The organism is Chitinophaga arvensicola (assembly GCF_900110835.1).
GTDB lineage: Bacteria > Bacteroidota > Bacteroidia > Chitinophagales > Chitinophagaceae > Chitinophaga > Chitinophaga arvensicola.
This window is the reverse complement of the sequence record NZ_FOJG01000002.1, coordinates 3,616,692-3,634,297: the sequence shown is the minus strand read 5'-3', so window position 1 is coordinate 3,634,297 and position 17,606 is coordinate 3,616,692. Positions and strand designations below refer to the sequence as shown.

At 46.5% G+C, this 17,606-nt stretch carries 14 protein-coding genes; 8 read left to right on the top strand and 6 right to left on the bottom strand.

Going from position 1 to position 17,606, the window contains the following annotated elements; genetic code table 11:
- Positions 1-58: 58 nt before the first annotated feature.
- From BMW79_RS31685 to BMW79_RS31675, 3 genes are all read right to left on the bottom strand, one after another.
- Complete coding sequence (locus BMW79_RS31685; RefSeq protein ID WP_089903123.1) at positions 59-2,383, bottom strand: TonB-dependent receptor; 2,325 nt, start codon at positions 2,381-2,383, stop codon at positions 59-61.
- The gene (locus BMW79_RS31680; protein ID WP_177192415.1) at positions 2,380-3,423 is read right to left on the bottom strand and encodes a PepSY-associated TM helix domain-containing protein; all 1,044 of its coding nucleotides are present in this window, start codon (positions 3,421-3,423) and stop codon (positions 2,380-2,382) included. The genes BMW79_RS31685 and BMW79_RS31680 overlap by 4 nt, the downstream gene beginning before the upstream one ends.
- A gap of 656 nt (positions 3,424-4,079) precedes the next feature.
- Positions 4,080-5,321: an aminotransferase class I/II-fold pyridoxal phosphate-dependent enzyme gene (locus tag BMW79_RS31675; protein WP_089903116.1), complete on the bottom strand. Its 1,242-nt coding sequence runs from the start codon at positions 5,319-5,321 to the stop codon at positions 4,080-4,082.
- A 174-nt stretch (positions 5,322-5,495) separates the two neighbouring features.
- Here BMW79_RS31675 and pafA point away from each other — a divergent pair, with 174 nt between their 5' ends.
- Genes pafA through BMW79_RS31660 form a run of 3 tightly spaced genes read left to right on the top strand, consistent with a single transcriptional unit; the run spans position 5,496 to position 8,681 of the window.
- Positions 5,496-7,163, top strand: a complete 1,668-nt coding sequence (gene pafA, locus BMW79_RS31670; RefSeq protein WP_089903112.1) for an alkaline phosphatase PafA — start codon at positions 5,496-5,498, stop codon at positions 7,161-7,163.
- A gap of 49 nt (positions 7,164-7,212) precedes the next feature.
- Entirely contained in the window at positions 7,213-7,992 is a 780-nt protein-coding gene (locus tag BMW79_RS31665) for an enoyl-CoA hydratase/isomerase family protein (RefSeq protein ID WP_089903110.1), read from the top strand.
- Between the two features lie 38 nt (positions 7,993-8,030).
- Positions 8,031-8,681, top strand: coding sequence for a hypothetical protein (locus tag BMW79_RS31660; RefSeq protein WP_089903108.1), 651 nt, complete (start codon positions 8,031-8,033; stop codon positions 8,679-8,681).
- 73 nt (positions 8,682-8,754) lie between these two features.
- Here BMW79_RS31660 and BMW79_RS31655 read toward each other — a convergent pair whose 3' ends face one another.
- On the bottom strand, positions 8,755-9,114 hold the full coding sequence (locus BMW79_RS31655; protein ID WP_143059310.1) for a hypothetical protein: 360 nt from the start codon (positions 9,112-9,114) through the stop codon (positions 8,755-8,757).
- A gap of 209 nt (positions 9,115-9,323) precedes the next feature.
- Here BMW79_RS31655 and BMW79_RS31650 point away from each other — a divergent pair, with 209 nt between their 5' ends.
- The 3 genes from BMW79_RS31650 to BMW79_RS31640 all read left to right on the top strand — a co-directional run bounded on the left by BMW79_RS31650 (position 9,324) and on the right by BMW79_RS31640 (position 12,529).
- Entirely contained in the window at positions 9,324-10,745 is a 1,422-nt protein-coding gene (locus BMW79_RS31650; protein ID WP_089903101.1) for a tetratricopeptide repeat protein, read from the top strand.
- Positions 10,746-10,925: 180 nt separating this feature from the next.
- The gene (locus tag BMW79_RS31645; RefSeq protein WP_089903099.1) at positions 10,926-11,690 is read left to right on the top strand and encodes a phosphosulfolactate synthase; all 765 of its coding nucleotides are present in this window, start codon (positions 10,926-10,928) and stop codon (positions 11,688-11,690) included.
- Positions 11,691-11,797: 107 nt separating this feature from the next.
- Complete coding sequence (locus BMW79_RS31640; protein ID WP_089903096.1) at positions 11,798-12,529, top strand: shikimate dehydrogenase family protein; 732 nt, start codon at positions 11,798-11,800, stop codon at positions 12,527-12,529.
- A gap of 203 nt (positions 12,530-12,732) precedes the next feature.
- On the opposite strand, the gene BMW79_RS31635 is transcribed toward BMW79_RS31640, so the two are convergent.
- Positions 12,733-13,530: a class I SAM-dependent methyltransferase gene (locus tag BMW79_RS31635; protein WP_089903092.1), complete on the bottom strand. Its 798-nt coding sequence runs from the start codon at positions 13,528-13,530 to the stop codon at positions 12,733-12,735.
- A gap of 123 nt (positions 13,531-13,653) precedes the next feature.
- On the opposite strand from BMW79_RS31635, the gene truB reads away from it, so the two are divergent.
- On the top strand, positions 13,654-14,349 hold the full coding sequence (gene truB, locus BMW79_RS31630) for a tRNA pseudouridine(55) synthase TruB (protein WP_089903088.1): 696 nt from the start codon (positions 13,654-13,656) through the stop codon (positions 14,347-14,349).
- Here the strand turns inward: truB and tamL are convergent.
- Positions 14,330-16,759, bottom strand: a complete 2,430-nt coding sequence (gene tamL / locus BMW79_RS31625) for a translocation and assembly module lipoprotein TamL (protein ID WP_089903084.1) — start codon at positions 16,757-16,759, stop codon at positions 14,330-14,332. The two genes, truB and tamL, sit on opposite strands and share 20 nt — an antisense overlap.
- A 103-nt stretch (positions 16,760-16,862) precedes the next feature.
- Between tamL and BMW79_RS31620 the strand changes: the two genes are divergently transcribed.
- Positions 16,863-17,603 carry a TrmH family RNA methyltransferase gene (locus BMW79_RS31620; protein ID WP_089903081.1) on the top strand — a complete coding sequence of 247 codons (741 nt, stop codon included), beginning with the start codon at positions 16,863-16,865 and terminating at the stop codon, positions 17,601-17,603.
- Positions 17,604-17,606 lie beyond the last annotated feature (3 nt).

The following is a 17,606-nucleotide window of genomic DNA, read 5'->3' as shown; positions in this document are numbered from 1 at the left end:
TACATAAAAAAGGGTTCGCATCGTAGAGATGCGAACCCTTTTTAGTTATCCGGAGATATCAGAAACTATATTTGAATCCAAGGTTAAATCTCGCACCGCTTCCTTTGATATAGGAATCTGTACGCACCCTGCCTTGAGAAGTCACCGGGTAGTAATCTGCATTCAGCAGGTTATCCACACCCAGGCGGATAGAAGCAGACTGATTGAAACGATAACCGGTATATAAATTCACCAGGTAAAAATCTCCCACGGGGCCGTTACCCAGATCATACTGTTTGGTAGTGGGGTTTACATCAAAGCGTTTGCGCACTCCTGAATAGATGTAGTACACACCGAGATCCCACTGTTTCAGTGGAGAGTAATTCACATTCACCGTCATTTTATCGGGGGAAATACGAGTAGTAGGTAAATAGGTTTTAGTACCATCCACATCTTTCTTTCCTTCTACATGAGAATAAGAGGCGCTGGCAGAAAGGTTCCGCAGGAACTGGTAGCCGGCAGTAAACTCAAAGCCCTGTACACGTTCAGGTGCACGTTCCGGCACCGCTACGCCGTTTACATCTTTCAAGCTGGTGCCCAGGTTGGAAGTGCTGATAAAGTAAGCGCCGGAAGCATTGAACTTACCGATGTTACTGTTAAAACCTGCTTCGTAGTTATTGGTGATGATGGCTTCTGTTTCGATCGTGTTGATGCTGGTAGCGCCGTCGCTCACTGCTTTTGCCAGGCGCAGCGTGCGGCCCAGGTCATACAGGGAGAAGCTCTGTGAATAACTTATAAAAGGATTGAATACCGGGAACTTTGTATAGCGTAAACCTGTATTGAATACCAATGCTTCATAAGGCAGGTTGCCGCCTTTTACAAATACGCCGCCGGCATAGTTACCAAATTTGATGGTCGTATAATCGGGGATATTCAGGGAGATATTTTCATACCGCACACCGGCTTTCACCAGGAAGTCTTTGAACAACACGGTTTTTAACTGTGCATAGGGTGCATAGTTTTTCATGTTCATCTCCGGAACAAACGGACGGCCATCGGTCAATGGCTGCGAGGTTTTATCATTCAGGATGTCTACTCCCCAGGTTACATCGCCAAACAGGTTAGGATGGAAGTTGAACACGGTATTGAAATTCAGCCGGGCGCCCATTTTCTTTGACACAATCGCCGAGTTACCGGGAGGCGCGTAGAAATCGGACCATTCAAATACGGTATAGAAGTCCTGGTAGTAAAGGTTTACATTCAGGGAGGTGTTTTTGAAAATGTTTTTATTGGTATAATTCACATAGGCGTTATGGTTATACGGCGTACCCTGTTTGTCGCCGGGACTGGTACCCACCACACCGATGATAGGGCTTTTGCCGAATTCACCGCCCTGGTTGATATAGGTGGCGTTCTGCATGGTGCGATAGTAGTTGTACATTACTTCTATGCGGTTGTTGCTATTGATATCATAGCCAAGTTTTGCAAAGAGGTTTACGTTTTCGTTCTGGCTGAGCGACTGGAAAGGAGCGATCACTTCACCTTTGGCGTCTCTGTTAACGCCGGTTTGTTCGTAGGTACCGCTTACCACGTAGTCGAATTTATTAAACTTACCGCTGAAGTTCTGGGAAATGCGTCCGCCGAGACCGTTGGCGCCATTGGTAAGGGAGCCTGCGGTGCTGATATCGGTGCTTCCGCTGAAATGCTTGTCGGAATTGGCTTTGATGGTGATGAAGTTAATGATACCACCGTCGGCGCCATTACCGTAAATAGCTGTAGAACCTTTGATTACTTCCACTCTTTCGATAACGGAAATGTCTATACTACGCATGTCTTTATCGCCATTGCGCAGGGGAGTGGATTGGGGAATACCATCGATCATGATGAGCATACCGCGTCCGCGCAGGGTCTGTCCTTTATTGGTAGAACTGTTGGTACCAAGCGTGAGCCCGGGTACATTCATGCTCAGCAACTGGTTGATATCGGTGGTGATGGCACTTTGTTCCCTTAACTGTTTTCCGGAGATGATGGTAATGGAAGATGGAACAGTGCCAAGTGTTTCCTTATTACGGCTTGCTGTCACTACTACTTCACTCAGGCCAACATCTGAAGGCTGGATGGTGAGATCGGCGTTGGTGGTGCCTGTTGTTACAGTGACGGTTTGTTCCAGTGTTTTATAGCCCATGCCTGCCGCCAGTAAGGTGTAGGTGCCGGGTTTTACATCTTTGAGTAAAAAGCTGCCATTAGCGCTGCTAACGGTATGTTTCTGGGTGCCGGCCAGGTAGATGCGCATCAGCGGAATAGCTGTTTGCGTTGTATCTTTTACAGTACCCTGAATCTGCTGTGCTGCTACCTGCAGGGTGGCCATGATAGCGATCAATCCCACTACTAAAATCTTCTTCATTTTCTTTTTCCGTGTGTTTTAATAATAAATTTTCTGCGATACCAGATCAGAAATCCTGATACAGATAACACGCCGGGGGGTAAGGCAAGGAGTGAATAAATGATTTTCAGGAGGATACCACCATAGTTGCCGAAGTGAAGGGGGGAGATGCTAGCATTAAAGCGGTCGCCGATGGAGGCATTGCTGAAATCCACTGCTTTTTTGATATTCCCGTTTTCATGAATGAATACGTAGGAGGAATAGTCTCCGAAGAAGGAGGACTCACGGGCGTGTCCGAGGATACGGATAGGATCGCCTGCTTTCCGGGGCGGGCGCAGTCCTACGGGTTTGAAATCCGGGATGGCCTGGATGGCTTTGGCCAGCAGCGGTTCGTAAGTGCCGGAGAACGGTACGGCAGTAGCTACTGCGGTGGGATTTTTACGGGCGTCCAGCACTTTTTTTTCCATGAAAAAGCCAGTGAAGGAAATGAGCAGGTTAAATAACAGTGCCCATACACCTAAAATCCGGTGGAGATTGCGCCAGCGGCGGGTGCGGTTCCCCCATTCCAGCGGCTGACGGAAGGTGAGTACTTTCCCGATGGCATGCCGGTAAATAAACAGCCCCGTGAGTGCTGATAAAAATAGCGCTATACTGGCAATTAAGATGATAATAGCCCCTGTTCTGCCACTCAGCAGGGTGAAGTGCAGGTAAAGAACATAGCCCGTAAAATGACCTGTATTGGAGTATTGCTGTAATATTTTGCCGGTATAAGGATCGAGGAAGACGTATTCTTTGTGATCTGCTTCATACTCCGCTCTCAGCACGGTACTTTCGTCCGGGGCCTGGGGAAGTCTTACTGCGATCAGGTAGGGATTGCCGGGAAGTGCCTGGTGGGCGATATCCATCAGTTCATGTAGTGGCTTAGGGGCCGCCTGTGGTGTTACATGGTAGGCATGGGCATGTGATGCATGATCAATTTCATCGCTGAATACCAGCATGCTGCCTGTGATACTGAGTATCAGCAGTAATGCGCCGGCTATAAGTCCGGTAATTCTGTGCAAGCGGAAAAATTGCTTGCTCCATTGAATCTTCAAAGCCTGTTCTCTTATCAGTTGACTAAAAAATACCCGGCACCGGGTTAACGAAAGTGCTATAGACCCCGTTTTATGCCTTGCCTGATCACCGCCATATGGTTAAAAGGCTGAGTATGTATTGCTTCCGGCGCAAAGTTATCATCGTTTCGGGTGGGGGCATTTACGCAAAAGGGAAAATTATTGATCCGATTGGGAAAAAATGAGGCTTTTTACATTCCGGTGAGTTATTATCGCAGTAGAGATCGTTAACAAGCTATTAACAAAATACCACGTATGTGTTATTTAAAATGCTGAAAACTGACCTATTTTTGAAAAGCATCAATGAATGAAATAATCGAATTGAAATAAAAGATATTTTATAAATTATTTGGAATCACTTGGTTATTCCAATTTCTATGAAAACCATTTGTTCTCTACCATGTCCTGATGAAATCTAATGAAAAATTACACCTAGTGAAAGAACGATTTGTTGTAAAGGGCTGATGTAAAAATCAGCCCTTTTTGTTTTTACCCGTTTAATTGCCATACCTTTCTTTGCTATAACCCCTCTGGCCTTTTCCCGTTTTAAATAGAAAAGCCTTCCTGGAAAGCAGGAAGGCTTTTAATATATTAGTACGTTCTTGTTATACCATTGGAATTTCAGCCACCTGGTAAACTTTCTCGTCCAGTTTTGCTTTGGTTTCGCTGAATGCCTTCAGGGTGAGTTCAATATCCTCATCGCTGTGTGCCGCAGTCGGAATCAGGCGGTAAATAATCTGTCCTTTAGGAATAACCGGGTATACCACGATAGAGCAGAAAATATTGTAGTTCTCGCGCAGATCCAGGCACATGGCAGTTGCTTCCGGAATATCGCCCTGCAGGTAGATCGGGGTTACCGGAGAATTGGTTCTGCCGATATTGAATCCACGTTCTTTCAGACCGTTCTGCAGTTTATTCACATTATACCACAGCTTTTCTTTCATTTCAGGATGCTGGCGCATCAGCTGTACACGTTTCAGGTGTCCGATAACGATAGGTAAAGGAATAGATTTAGCGAAGATCTGGGAGCGCATATTGTAGCGCAGATAATTGATGATCTGTTTTTCGCCGCTGATGAAAGCACCGATAGAAGCACCGGATTTAGCGAAGGTATTGAACAGCAGGTCAATTTTGTCCTGTACGCCCTGTTCTTCACCGGTGCCTGCACCGGTTTTACCCATTGTTCCAAAGCCGTGGGCATCATCTACCAGCAGGCGGAACTCATATTTATCTTTAAAAGCAGCAATTTCTTTCAGTTTACCTTGGTCACCGGCCATGCCAAACACGCCTTCTGTTACCACGAGAATACCACCACCCTGGGTTTTAGCCAGTTCAGTCGCACGTTTCATCTGCTTGTCAAAATCTTCCATATCGTTATGTTTGAACACATAACGTTTGCCGGGATGCAGGCGTAAACCATCCAGGATACTGGCGTGGCATTCTGCATCGTATACAATCACATCCCTGCGGCCCACTACTGCATCAATAGCACTCATGATACCCTGGTAACCGTAGTTCAGTAAGGTAGTCGCTTCTTTACCCATGTAGTCGGAAAGTTCATTTTCCAGCTGCTCGTGGTAGTTGGTGTTACCGCTCATCATACGCGCTCCCATCGGAGAGGCCATTCCAAAGTCTGCAGCAGCTTTGGCGTCTGTAGCACGCACTTCCGGGTGGTTGGCTAATCCCAGATAGTTGTTCAGGCTCCAGACAATTTTTTCATTGCCCCGGAATTTCATGCGGGGACCTATTTCCCCTTCCAGTTTAGGAAAGGCAAAATAGCCGTGGGCTCTGTCTGAATGTTCCCCGATAGGGCCCAGATGTTTCAGCAGTTTCTCGAAAATATCCATACGATATATTATGTAATGGTTAATTCATTCCATTTAAAATGGACACAAAGGTATTAAAATATTACTTTTTGTAAACTTGGTTTACATTTGGAGCTGGCCTCCTGAAGCATTTATTTATGCGACATAACGATGTATATCGTTGTGTTACAGTGACTTTTAAATTATTACATTCTGATGAAATTTGCACATTTCCTGACCGCTGCACTCCTGTTATCTGCCGTTAACAGCAACGCGCAGAAGGCTACTTCCCCTAAACCTTTTAATCATCTGGCGCCATCCAAAAACACCAAAACAGCCGCAAGGCCCAAACTCATTGTGGGCGTGGTGGTAGACCAGATGCGCTGGGATTACCTGTACCGCTATAATAGCAGATATGGTGCCGGAGGTTTTAAGCGCCTGTTACAGGAAGGATTTTCCTGTGAAAACACCCTGATCAATTACACACCTACCATCACAGCCTGCGGACATACCTGTGTGTACACCGGCTCTGTACCCGCTATCCATGGCATTATCGGTAACACCTGGTACAGTCCTGCACTGGGCCGCACCGTATACTGCGCGGAAGATAGCACCGTTACCACTGTTGGCAGCAACTCTGCCGCCGGTAAAATGAGTCCGCGTAACATGCTGGTGACCACCATCGGCGACGAGTTGAAGTTATCCAATAATTTCCAGAGTAAAGTAATTGGTGTAGCTATCAAAGACCGTGGCGCTATTCTTCCTGCCGGCCACAGTGCCAATGCCGCTTTCTGGTACGATGGCGGCACCGGCAACTGGGTAAGCAGCACCTATTACATGCAGGAATTACCCGCATGGGCGCAGGCATTCAACCAGCAGAAATACCCGCAGCAATATCTCAGTAAGCCGTGGACCACGCTGTATCCGGTATCTACCTATACCCTCAGCACAGCAGATGAGAAACCTTATGAAGGAAAATATAAAAATGCCAGTAACAGTTCTTTCCCGCACGATTTGTCGGAATTAGCCAACACCGCTATTTCTGCTTCGCCTTTTGGAAATACCATGACGCTGGAATTTGCCAAGAAAGCGCTGGAAGCCTATGAGCTGGGAAAAGGTCCGGTAACGGATCTGCTGGCGATCAGTCTTTCCTCTCCGGATTACGTTGGACACCAGTTCGGTCCTAACTCTATTGAAGCAGAAGATACCTACCTGCGGCTGGATCAGGACCTGGCCACCCTGTTCAAATACCTGGACGCCAAAGTGGGCAAAGGACAATATCTTTTCTTTATCACAGCAGATCACGGGGTAGCACATGTACCCGGATTTATGGCTGAAAATAAACTCCCTGGCGGTACCTGGGACGACCGTGCTGCGCTGAAAACCGTGAACGAACAGGTAGCGGCTAAATTCGGTGTAAACAACGCGGTAACAGCCACTGATAACTACCAGTTCTGGCTGAACCACGCCGCCATTGAGCAGGCTGGCAAAAGCGAAGCGGATATCCGTCAGTTTATTATCCGCGAATTGCTGAAATCACCGGCTATTGCAAAGGCCTTCCCCATCGATAATCTGATGGGCACCACTTTGCCCGAGCCAATGCGTACGATGCTGTCGAATGGTTTTAATACCAAACGCAGTGGCGATATACAGGTAATATTAACCCCTGGCTATATCGATGGTGGCAATACCGGTACTACGCATGGTTTATGGTATCCTTATGATGCGCATATCCCGCTGGTGTGGATGGGCTGGGGCATTCATCCCGGGAAAACCAACCGTACCATTGGTATGACAGATATTACGCCTACACTGGCGGCTTTGCTGCACATACAAATGCCAAGCGGTAATGTAGGTCAGGTAATACAGGAGATTACCCATTAAATTTTTTTTGCTTAGATTGCCATAAACAAGGTTCTGTAATTCTTTGTTTATGGCATTTTCTTTTATACAATATTCGGTAGCGGAAAGAGTGGCTACCATAGCCCTGAACCGGCCAGAGAAGCGCAATGCGCTAAACGGACCCATGGTTGCGGAACTCAGGCAGGCTTTCCGTCAGGCGGCAGCAGATGAAGCCGTGAAAGTGGTGGTACTCAAAGGCAATGGAGAAGCGTTTTGTGCGGGCGCTGACCTGGAGTATCTGCAGCAACTGCAGCAAAATACCTATACCGAGAATCTCACTGATTCCCAGGAACTGATGCAGTTATTCCGGGAGATTTACGACCTTGATAAGATAGTAATCGGCCAGATAGAAGGCCATGCAGTGGCCGGTGGCTGCGGATTGGTCACACTATGCGACCTCAGTTATGTAGTACCGGAAGCTATGCTTGGCTATTCAGAAGTGAAAATCGGCTTTATCCCCGCGCTGGTGGCAGTTTTCCTGGTCCGGAAAATAGGAGAGGGACGCTCCCGGGAATTATTACTGACCGGGAAACTGGTAACTGCCGAAAAAGCAGCTGCCGACGGATTAATTACCGCTGTTGTGCCTGCGGCAGAAATTGCTTCAAAGGTGGCCAAAGTGGCTGTCAGTCTGTGTAACGAGGCGTCTGCGAACTCGCTGAAAGTCACGAAAAAATTGATTGGCACAGTGTTGGACCTATCGCTGACAGAAGGGTTGACGCACGCAGCCGTGCTGAATGCCGAAACCCGTGGCCATGATGACTGTAAACGCGGCATTGCTGCCTTTTTAAACAAAGAAAAGCTTAACTGGTAATGGACTACTGATTGCCACTACATTTAATACACCACACTATGTCAAATCGGTTGTTTTTAACTTTTACCTTCCTGTGTTGTACCGGCTCTTTGCTGGCGCAGCGGATCGTTTCCGATGCCAAGATTGTTTACAAAATGGAATTACCGCCTGAGCAGCTCCAGATGGACGCTATGCTGGAAGGCAGCACTTTTACCCAATATATGCGGGGACCGTTGAGCAGGATTGATATGAATTTTAATATTGTTCACTACACTTACCTGATCAACAGTAAAACGGAATCTATGACCACGCTGATAGATCAGCATGGCAACAAATACCTGATCCGGGCGGGGAAGGACCAATACAATAAAGACCTGAAGCAATACGAGAGCATCCAGTTCCAGGATCAGACAGAAACCAAACAGGTAGCGGGTTATGAATGCAGGAAGGCCATTGGTACTATGCCGGATGGAAAAACCTTTGATGTGTATTACGCGATTGACCTGGTCCCTGAAAATAAACAATATAACCGTCGTTTTGTGAATCTGAAAGGTATTCCACTGGAGTTTGAAATACTGACAAAGACAGGAGCTAAAACGAAGGTGGTAGCGGTGAAGGTGGAGTTGTATCCTATTCCTGCTTCTTATTTCGATGTACCAAAAACAGGTTATAAGGAAGTAAGCCAGAAAGAGATCCAGAATATGCAATAAAGAAAAGAGCCGGTTAAAAAGCTGTTGAACTTTTTAACCGGCCCATATTGTAATTGAAGAAACGTTAAGTTTATTATCCTTTCTTAAGCGGCAGAATAATCTGCAGTTTCTGGAAGTTCATGTTTCCAGGAGGCTGTGACTGCACCTGCACATTTACGTTGGATGGTACTACATAAGTAACATTACCTTTCGTATAGGTCATTACTGCTTTCAGGTTAATGACGTTATTGTAGTTATTTGTAGTAGTAAACTTAAAATCTGAGTTGAAGGTACCGGCAAAGCGGTAGCCTGCGTCAAGGCTCAGGTTGGTTTTGGGCATAGTCGTATTCAGCACATAATGTGGGCTGTCGGCTGCCTTTTTCACTTTGTCTTTGTTATTATCGGTAGGCAAAAAGCTATTATTCGCCAGCGCATTGAGAGCAAAAAACGCCAAAGCGCCCGCTAACAAGCAAGACAATGAAAATTTGCGTGATATGTTTGTTGTCGCTTTCATTGTAACACAAATGTACAAACTTTTTGATATATTCTATAACATATTCTTAACGCAAGATACGATTAAATCACAAAGAATTGTTAAAAATATTTTAAAAGGTTGTTTTTCATCCATATTTGGTCATAGATAAAAGTACTATATTTACAGTAATGAGTAAAGACTTTTCATTTTTAAACGAGGATTTTGATGATCTGAGAGACTTGTTGCAGCAGTTTGAAAATCTCAGGGCTGGTAAGTCTCATTCTTTTTTGGACGAAGATTCATTTGAGCAGATCATAGACTATTATGACGAGCATGACGAAATGCCGATCGCATTGCAGGCCGCAGAAATAGCCATCGAACAATTCCCCTATTCCTCCACACTACTCCTCAAGAAGGCCAACTTACTGATAGAAACCAAGAAATACAAGGAAGCATTGGATTTGCTGGAGAAAGCAGAAGTACTGGACCGCACTGATATCAATTTATATATTTTACAGACAGATGTTTACCTGGCGCTGAACCAGCACCAGAAAGCCGCTGCCGTACTGGAAGAACAGATTGAACAGTTTTCGGGAGAAGACAGGACGGAATTATTGCTGGAACTGGCAGACGTATATGATGACTGGGAGGAATTTGAAAAAGTGTTCGACTGCCTGAAAATGGCCCTGGAATATGATCCTACCAGCGAGGAAGCATTGCATAAGATCTGTTTCTGGACAGAATTTACCGGCCGTAACGAAGAAAGCATCCGTTTACATAGTGCTATCATCGACGAGCATCCTTACAACCAGCTGGCCTGGTTTAACCTGGGTACGGCTTTCCAGGGACTTAAACTATACGAAAAGGCGATAGACGCTTATCAGTACGCCGTAGCCATAGACGAGAAATTCGATTATGCCTACCGGAATATGGGCGATGCCTACATCCGCCTGCGTAAGTATGCCGAAGCCATAGAAGTGCTCCAGAAACACCTGGAAATAGCCAAGCCGGAGGATGTAATCTATGAAGCCATCGGTCATTGCTATGAAAGGCAGCGTAAGTTTACACAGGCCCGTTATTACTATCGCAAAGCTTCGCATCTGAGCCCCAGCGACGACAAGCTGTATTATAAGATTGCCGTGGCGTACATGATGGAGGCGAACTGGGAAAACGCCGCCAAATCCTTGCTGAACGCGCTTAAAATAAACAAAACCAACGCAGAATACAATATGAGCCTGGGTGAATGCTACCTGGAGCTCGGAAAGAATAAAGACGCACTGGTTCATTTTATGAACGCGGTGCGCACCCGGCCCAAGAGCGCTGTTACCTGGCAGGAACTCCTGAAAGGGCTGTATGTATCCGGTTTCCTTGATGAAGCCCTGGTACAACTGGCCATAGCAGAGGAAAAGGCAGGCCGCAAGCCCATATTTATCTATTACCGGGCCGCCATCCTGATTGCCATGGGTAAAACCAAGGAAGGGTTGCTCCACCTGGAAACCGCCCTGCAGCAGGCGCCAAAGATTGTTAAAAAGCTGGTAGAACTTGACCCTGCTGTGTTACAGCATGTGAGTGTGGTAGATCTGATTGCCCAATACCGCCGTAAACGTTAACCAATGTTATTTACTTTAATAAAATAAAGTATACTTCTTATTTTTGCGCCGGCTTTTAATTGTCATGGACAAAAGTCAACAGTATTTCCGGTTACTAAAATTGCATCTACGCTATCCCGAAGTGCCTGGCGAAAATTAGTATGTGTTTTACTGACCAATAAGAAGATAAAAATATTTCAAATGAATTTTAATCTGACACAAATCCCGGAAAGGACAAAGAAGCCCCGCACACATGGATTGACCATGGTAATGGATAAGGGGCTGAGTTTGGAAGAAGCACGAAATTTTTTATCCGCAGCAGGTCCTCACATCGACATCCTGAAACTGGGTTTTGGCACTGCATTCGTAACGCCCAACCTGCGCGCAAAAATTGAACTTTACCAGTCGGCAAACATCCCCGTATACTTTGGCGGAACCCTGTTCGAAGCCTTCGTTATCCGCAACCAGTTTGAAGAGTACATCAACGTGGTAAAAGATTACGGCATCAGCTACATGGAGGTTTCCGACGGCTCTATCACTATCCCGCACGCAGAAAAATGCGGTTATATTGAGAAACTGGCCAAGATCGGGCTGGTATTGAGTGAAGTAGGCTCCAAAGATGCGGAACACATTATTCCTCCCTATAAGTGGATTGAACTGATGAGCGCTGAACTCTCCGCAGGCGCCACCTATGTGATCGCAGAAGCACGCGAAAGCGGTAACGTAGGCATTTACCGCGGTAGTGGTGAAGTACGCGAAGGCCTGGTACAGGAAATCCTGACCCAGATCCCTGCCGAAAAAATTATCTGGGAAGCCCCTCAGAAAGCCCAACAGCTCTACTTCCTGGAACTGGTAGGCTGTAATGCTAACCTGGGTAACCTGGCTCCCAATGAGGTTATTTCCCTGGAAGCCATGCGTATCGGCTTAAGAGGAGATACTTTTAACCTGTTCCTCGACAGAGAATAAACACCTTGATTCATATGATTTTTTTGATTTTCCTGATGAGCAAAGACGATCTTTCTTCATCAGGAAAATCATAGGAATCAGCCGGAACACGGTTAAATTTTTGCTTCATGAAGATCTACGGACTTATTGGCTACCCGCTCAGCCACTCTTTTTCAAAAGGATTTTTTAAAGAGAAATTTGAAAAAGAACATATAGAAGGGTGTCTCTACGATAACTTTCCGATTCCAGGCATTTCCGAATTCCCCTCCCTGCTGGAACAACACCCGCAATTACATGGCCTGAACGTCACTATTCCCTATAAAGAAGCAGTGATCCCTTACCTGGATGACCTCAGTAAAGCCGCCGCACAGATCGGTGCTGTAAACTGTATTCATTTCCGTAATGGGAAAAAGACAGGCTATAATACAGATGTGATCGGATTTGCCAAATCATTGCAACCATTACTGCAAGCCCATCATCAGCATGCGCTGGTACTGGGCACTGGTGGCGCCGCCAAAGCAATTATGTATGCGCTGGAACAGCTGGGTATTACCTATACCGTAGTGAGCCGCCAGCCGGTGAATGGTGCGGTATCTTACGAATCACTTGATCAGCAGACGATGGAAGCTCACACTGTGATTGTGAATACCACGCCGCTGGGTATGTATCCGAAAACGGAGACTTTTCCGGAAATCCCTTACCAGTACCTGACTTCCAGGCACCTGTTGTACGACCTGGTGTATAATCCGGCGGAAACAACTTTCCTGCAAAAGGGCGCTGCACAGGGAGCGACTATCAAGAACGGGCATGAAATGCTGATCCTCCAGGCGGAAGCGTCCTGGGAGATCTGGAATAAGTAATTTTTTCTGCGCCTGTCCTGTGGCAGGAGGCGGAGCATTGACCAGGATATATTCTTTTAGTACCAAAAAATATTTCGGGGAGATGAAAGCGGATTTATTCGCTTTCATCTCCCCGAATCTTTTTAAAAATCCCCTGAAATCAAACTGGGATCATCAACAAAATCAGTTTAATCTTAAAGCGCCGAATGCGCTTCCCCGCTGCATCACATCGGCTTGATCATATAGTACACGCAGGTAGTCACGAAGTTCCTGAAGAAAGGAATTGCTGCAATAGGCTTCCATTGCACCCTGGCGCTTACGCCGAATTTATATTTATAGATAGGATTGATCAGGTAAAACCTGCGCTGCGTAATCTTATACTGCTGGCGCTTTACAATACGCTCAAAACGTTCAATGGAAATGCCTGTGGATTTTACATCCATGAGGTCTACCACCACATCGTCTCCTTCTCCAAACATACGCAACACGCCTTTATACAGCGGTTTTGGGAGTAAGTGGATGTAAGGAACCATGCTGAGGAACTTATTGGCGCAGATCTGCTGGTGGCCGCCGTGAGGCATATACCAGGGAGGGAATCCGAAATATACCTGTCCACGGGGAGTGAGCAGTTGTTTCAGATGACCAATGATTTTTTCCTGGTCAGGAATGTGTTCAATGGCATCTTTCAAAATAATGACATCAAAAGAATTCCGGAATTCCCCGAGAAAATCAACATCATAGATATTTTTGGCAATCAGTTTTAATTGTCCGTTGTCAAGGTATTGCTGCAGGAAAGTTTTGGCCAGTTCTATACGGTCAGGTGCAAGATCTACGCCTACGCAATTACACCCTTTCTCCAGCAATGGGGTGAGTACACCGCCTTCTCCACATCCTACCTCCATTACACGCAGGCCTTCCAGTTGCGGAAATTCCTGTTGAATGAATGGCAGTACATAGTCACGCGAATTGTCCACCTGTTGCTGGTGCCGTAGTGTTGCGTTTAAATGATGTTCTAATGCCATGTATTTTAAAATTGCGTGAATTTAGTAAAAAGCAGTTAGCTTTTAGCTTTTAGTGGTCTTAAATAAATCCTATAATTCCCTCCCGGATTGTGACAACAAGCCCCTAATGCCTATCTTTGCGGCATGCAAACGAACGAAAAGACTAACTACCAGGAAGGAGCCGTGATATTGATCAATAAGCCTTTAACGTGGACTTCCTTTGATGTAGTACGTAAGATAAGAAACATCACCAAAGCCAAAATTGGTCACGCCGGCACGCTGGATCCACTGGCCACCGGGTTGCTCATTTGCTGCACCGGTAAAATGACCAAGAAAATCAATGAATACCAGGCACAGGAGAAAGAATATACCGGTACTTTTACTTTAGGCGCTACCACACCTACTTTCGATAAAGAATCTGAACCTGAAAACTTTAAAGATACCAGTCACCTTGATGAAACTGCTATACTGGCTGCCACAGCGCCTTTTATCGGTGAAATCATGCAACTGCCCCCCATACACTCCGCTATCAAACAAAATGGAAAACCTATCTACCTGCTGGCCAGGAAAGGGGTTGATGTAAAAGTGGAACCTCGTAAACTTACCATTTCGGAGTTTGAGATCACTAAAATAGAAATGCCGGTGGTGCACTTCCGGGTAGTATGCAGCACGGGTACGTATATACGTTCTTTAGCCAATGACTATGGCGCACAACTGGGTTGTGGCGCTTACCTGAGCAGTCTGTGCAGAACCCGCATCGGCGCTTTCAGTTTGTCGGATGCTACTGATATGGAAGATTTTATTGCTGCCAATTCGGTTCCTAAAACGGATAACCAATAGCAATATTCCAGATGATGTTTTCGCGGCGCCAGCGGGCATCTTTCAGATCCCATTCCCCTACATACCAGCCATTCTTATTGCCCGTGAAGTAAGGTACTTTCAGCGGAATACCCCAGTCCAGGCGGATGAGGAAGAAGGAGAAATCCAGTCGCAGGCCCGCACCGGTACCCATGGCCAGATCGTGATACAACTGGTTGAAGCGGAATTCGGAGCCGGGCCTGGAGGAATCCTTGCGGATCATCCAGATATTACCCATATCCAGGAAGGTGGCGCCTTTCAGGTTTACACTACCTCCAAACATTCTTAACAGATCGAAACGGTATTCCACATTGCCTTCCAGCTTCATATCGCCGGTTTGATCGGGGAACGCCTGTGCGGTAGCAGAGGAATCCTTGAACGAACCAGGGCCCAGTGTACGTAAGCGCCATGCGCGGATACTGTTGGGGCCTCCGGAAGTAAACTGCCGGATATAAGGCAATACCTGTGAATAACTATAAGGAATACCCACCCCGGCATAGGCCCTGGCGGCTACCCCGCTGTGCAGTCCCAGTTTCCAGTAGTGGCGGTAATCGGCTTCTATCTTTACAAAATTCGAGATATTCACATTGGTCAGCGTTTCCAGGTTGGTTTTATGACCGCTGATGCTGTTCATCAGGCTGTTGATACCGCTCAGCCATAATCCTGATTCTTCCACATTGATGCGCAGGTAGCTGTAGTGGCGCTGATGCAGGGCATCCTGGTTACTGAAAATAAAGGATACATTTTCTCCCCCTATCAATGCCGGCTCAAAGCTGCGTTTCAGATAAGGGTTGGTATTCACCACGCTGTCGCGGAACGTGGGATCCAGGTTTACACCTACATAGTTCAGCGTAAAGGGCCGCACAATCCAACGTTTGTAAGCAGATTCATTCCAGTCGTAGCCATAGGATAAGTTAATGCTGTTCACATCAAACTTCTCTACGCGCGACAGGTAATTGGCGCCCAGGATCAATCTTGTTTTTACATTGGACCGGCTGCTCTGCTTGATATTGAAGGGCAGTGCAAAGCGGGGCCAGGTAAGACTTACCTCTCCGCCAAACTGTTTGGACTGTAGTTCCCATCCGGATTCCTGCCGTACCAGCTCAATACCGGTATTCAGGCTCATACCCAGCTGGGTGGCTGTTTTATTCAGGTTAATGTGCCGGTAGTTCAGGGTAATGCCCGATCCCAGCGTATAGTCGGAACTGTTACTCACCTCAAAACTCAGTCCCAGCTCCTGTTTGCGGCGGGGAGTAAGGAAGAGGTAAGCATCGAGGGTATTGACAGAGTCTTTTGGCTCTTTATACTGCAGGGTAACGAATTGCCATATCCCAATATCGTACAGTTTATTGATCGCATTATTATAATGCTGCATGGAGTAGGTTTCTCCGGGCCTTAGCAGGATGGACCTGGAAAGGATTTTGGGCTTCAGCATTTCCTGGTGCGAACGGATGGTAATGAATTTCCGCACATCCTGTGTGAGGGTGGTATCATTCGGATTGCCGTTCAGGGAAAAATCAGGGTAGGCGTAGATCTTGCCGATATGGTACTGTTGCCAGCTGGAAAGACTGTCTTCCGGATTTTTGATGTGGATGAGTACATCCATGGTCAGTTTATCCCGTCCTTTATTCTCATTAAAGATATTTACAAATCCTTCAAAAGGGTTGAGGGTATTGCGGAAGAGTGCTTTGTTAAGTGTATCTACGGTGAATTCGATAGCGTCGCGGTTAAACTTGTAATAGCCGGCGTCTTTGATGACGCGGGTGAGCCTTTCCCTTTCACTGCCCAGCGTGGCGGATTTAAAGGTAATGCCTTTCTTGATGTAGGAAAGGTTTTCGTTGGCGGTTACAATCTTCAGGATCGCGGAATCCGGTACATCGTAGGCAATTTTATCGATCACAAAATTGCGGCCGGTATTCACCTGGTAGGTAACGCTGGTTTTCCGGCGTTTGGTATTGGACTCATAGCTCACCGTGGCGTAGAAAAAGCCTTGGTTATGAAGATAGCTGGACATGCGTTCTACAGATTCCTTTGATTTGGTGGAATCGTAAACGACGGGTTCTTCCAGGTTTCTTTTGGAGAGCACCAGGTTCCAGAACCAGTTGGATTTTTTCTCGTTATACTTCTGATTATAGAGCCATACCTTGATACGGCTGTTGAGCAGTTTTTTATTGGGCTGCTGTGTCATCAGCGATTTGGAAGAAAGGGAACTGCGAAGGTCCTGTTTTTCGGAATTGAGTATTTCGCCCTGTACTTCTACTTTACTGCTGGTGTAGAGTGTCTGATCTTTCTGAAGATATTTGGTATTGGAGCAGGCGGCCAACGTGAATACCACAGCCAGTAGCAGCAATTGTTTCAGTAGTAAAATGTTCGACTTGGGCAGCTGCTGCATCACGGGTGAAAACGTTAATAAAAATTTTAAAAGCCAATGATGACGAAATGGGATACCATGCCTCTTCTTGGCTGATTAAAAGAAATCTTGTAGGTTTGGCCCCATGTTGTCAAAGGCGCAAATTAAATATATTCAATCATTACAGCACAAAAAAAACAGGCAAAAATCCAGCCAGTATGTGGCCGAGGGTGATAAGATAGTGCAGGAGCTGCTACAGGCGGGCATGCCCGTGAAAGGAGTATTTGCAACAGCCGAATGGCTGGAACAACATACCCATCTGTTGGGCCGTATGCCGGCAGGTACTGTAACAGAAGTGGATGCTGCTGTGCTGAAACAACTCTCCTCACTGACTACGCCCAACAGGGCGATGGCCTTGCTGGATATGCCTGCCTCGGCCGATCCGCTGCCTGCCGCAGGTACCGTAACCCTGGCGCTGGAAGCCATCCAGGACCCCGGCAATATGGGTACGCTTATTCGTATAGCCGACTGGTTTGGTATCCCGCAGATCATCTGCTCACCGGATTGCGTGGACGTATATAATCCGAAAACCATACAAGCCACTATGGGCAGTATGATACGGGTTCGTATAGCCGAGTACGATATCCGGGAGTTATTACAGCAAACTACACTGCCTTCCTATGCCGCCACGCTGCATGGAAAGAATATTGCAGCATATCCTGCTATTAAAGAAGGAATTATATTGATAGGTAATGAAGGAAGGGGATTAACGGAAGAAGTGACCGCCCTGGCTACCCACCGCATCACCATTCCCCGGATCGGAGGTGCCGAATCTTTAAATGCCGCTGTAGCAGCAGGTATTATCTGCGGCCGCCTGCTAATTTAACAC

Excerpts from the sequence above, each read along its gene's own strand:
- BMW79_RS31685 (WP_089903123.1), bottom strand. The coding sequence starts at position 2,383 with ATGAAGAAGATTTTAGTAGTGGGATTGATCGCTATCATGGCCACCCTG.
- BMW79_RS31675 (WP_089903116.1), bottom strand. The coding sequence starts at position 5,321 with ATGGATATTTTCGAGAAACTGCTGAAACATCTGGGCCCTATCGGGGAA.
- pafA (WP_089903112.1), top strand. The coding sequence starts at position 5,496 with ATGAAATTTGCACATTTCCTGACCGCTGCACTCCTGTTATCTGCCGTT.
- BMW79_RS31665 (WP_089903110.1), top strand. The coding sequence starts at position 7,213 with ATGGCATTTTCTTTTATACAATATTCGGTAGCGGAAAGAGTGGCTACC.
- BMW79_RS31660 (WP_089903108.1), top strand. The coding sequence starts at position 8,031 with ATGTCAAATCGGTTGTTTTTAACTTTTACCTTCCTGTGTTGTACCGGC.
- BMW79_RS31650 (WP_089903101.1), top strand. The coding sequence starts at position 9,324 with ATGAGTAAAGACTTTTCATTTTTAAACGAGGATTTTGATGATCTGAGA.
- BMW79_RS31645 (WP_089903099.1), top strand. The coding sequence starts at position 10,926 with ATGAATTTTAATCTGACACAAATCCCGGAAAGGACAAAGAAGCCCCGC.
- BMW79_RS31640 (WP_089903096.1), top strand. The coding sequence starts at position 11,798 with ATGAAGATCTACGGACTTATTGGCTACCCGCTCAGCCACTCTTTTTCA.
- BMW79_RS31635 (WP_089903092.1), bottom strand. The coding sequence starts at position 13,530 with ATGGCATTAGAACATCATTTAAACGCAACACTACGGCACCAGCAACAG.
- truB (WP_089903088.1), top strand. The coding sequence starts at position 13,654 with ATGCAAACGAACGAAAAGACTAACTACCAGGAAGGAGCCGTGATATTG.
- tamL (WP_089903084.1), bottom strand. The coding sequence starts at position 16,759 with ATGCAGCAGCTGCCCAAGTCGAACATTTTACTACTGAAACAATTGCTG.
- BMW79_RS31620 (WP_089903081.1), top strand. The coding sequence starts at position 16,863 with ATGTTGTCAAAGGCGCAAATTAAATATATTCAATCATTACAGCACAAA.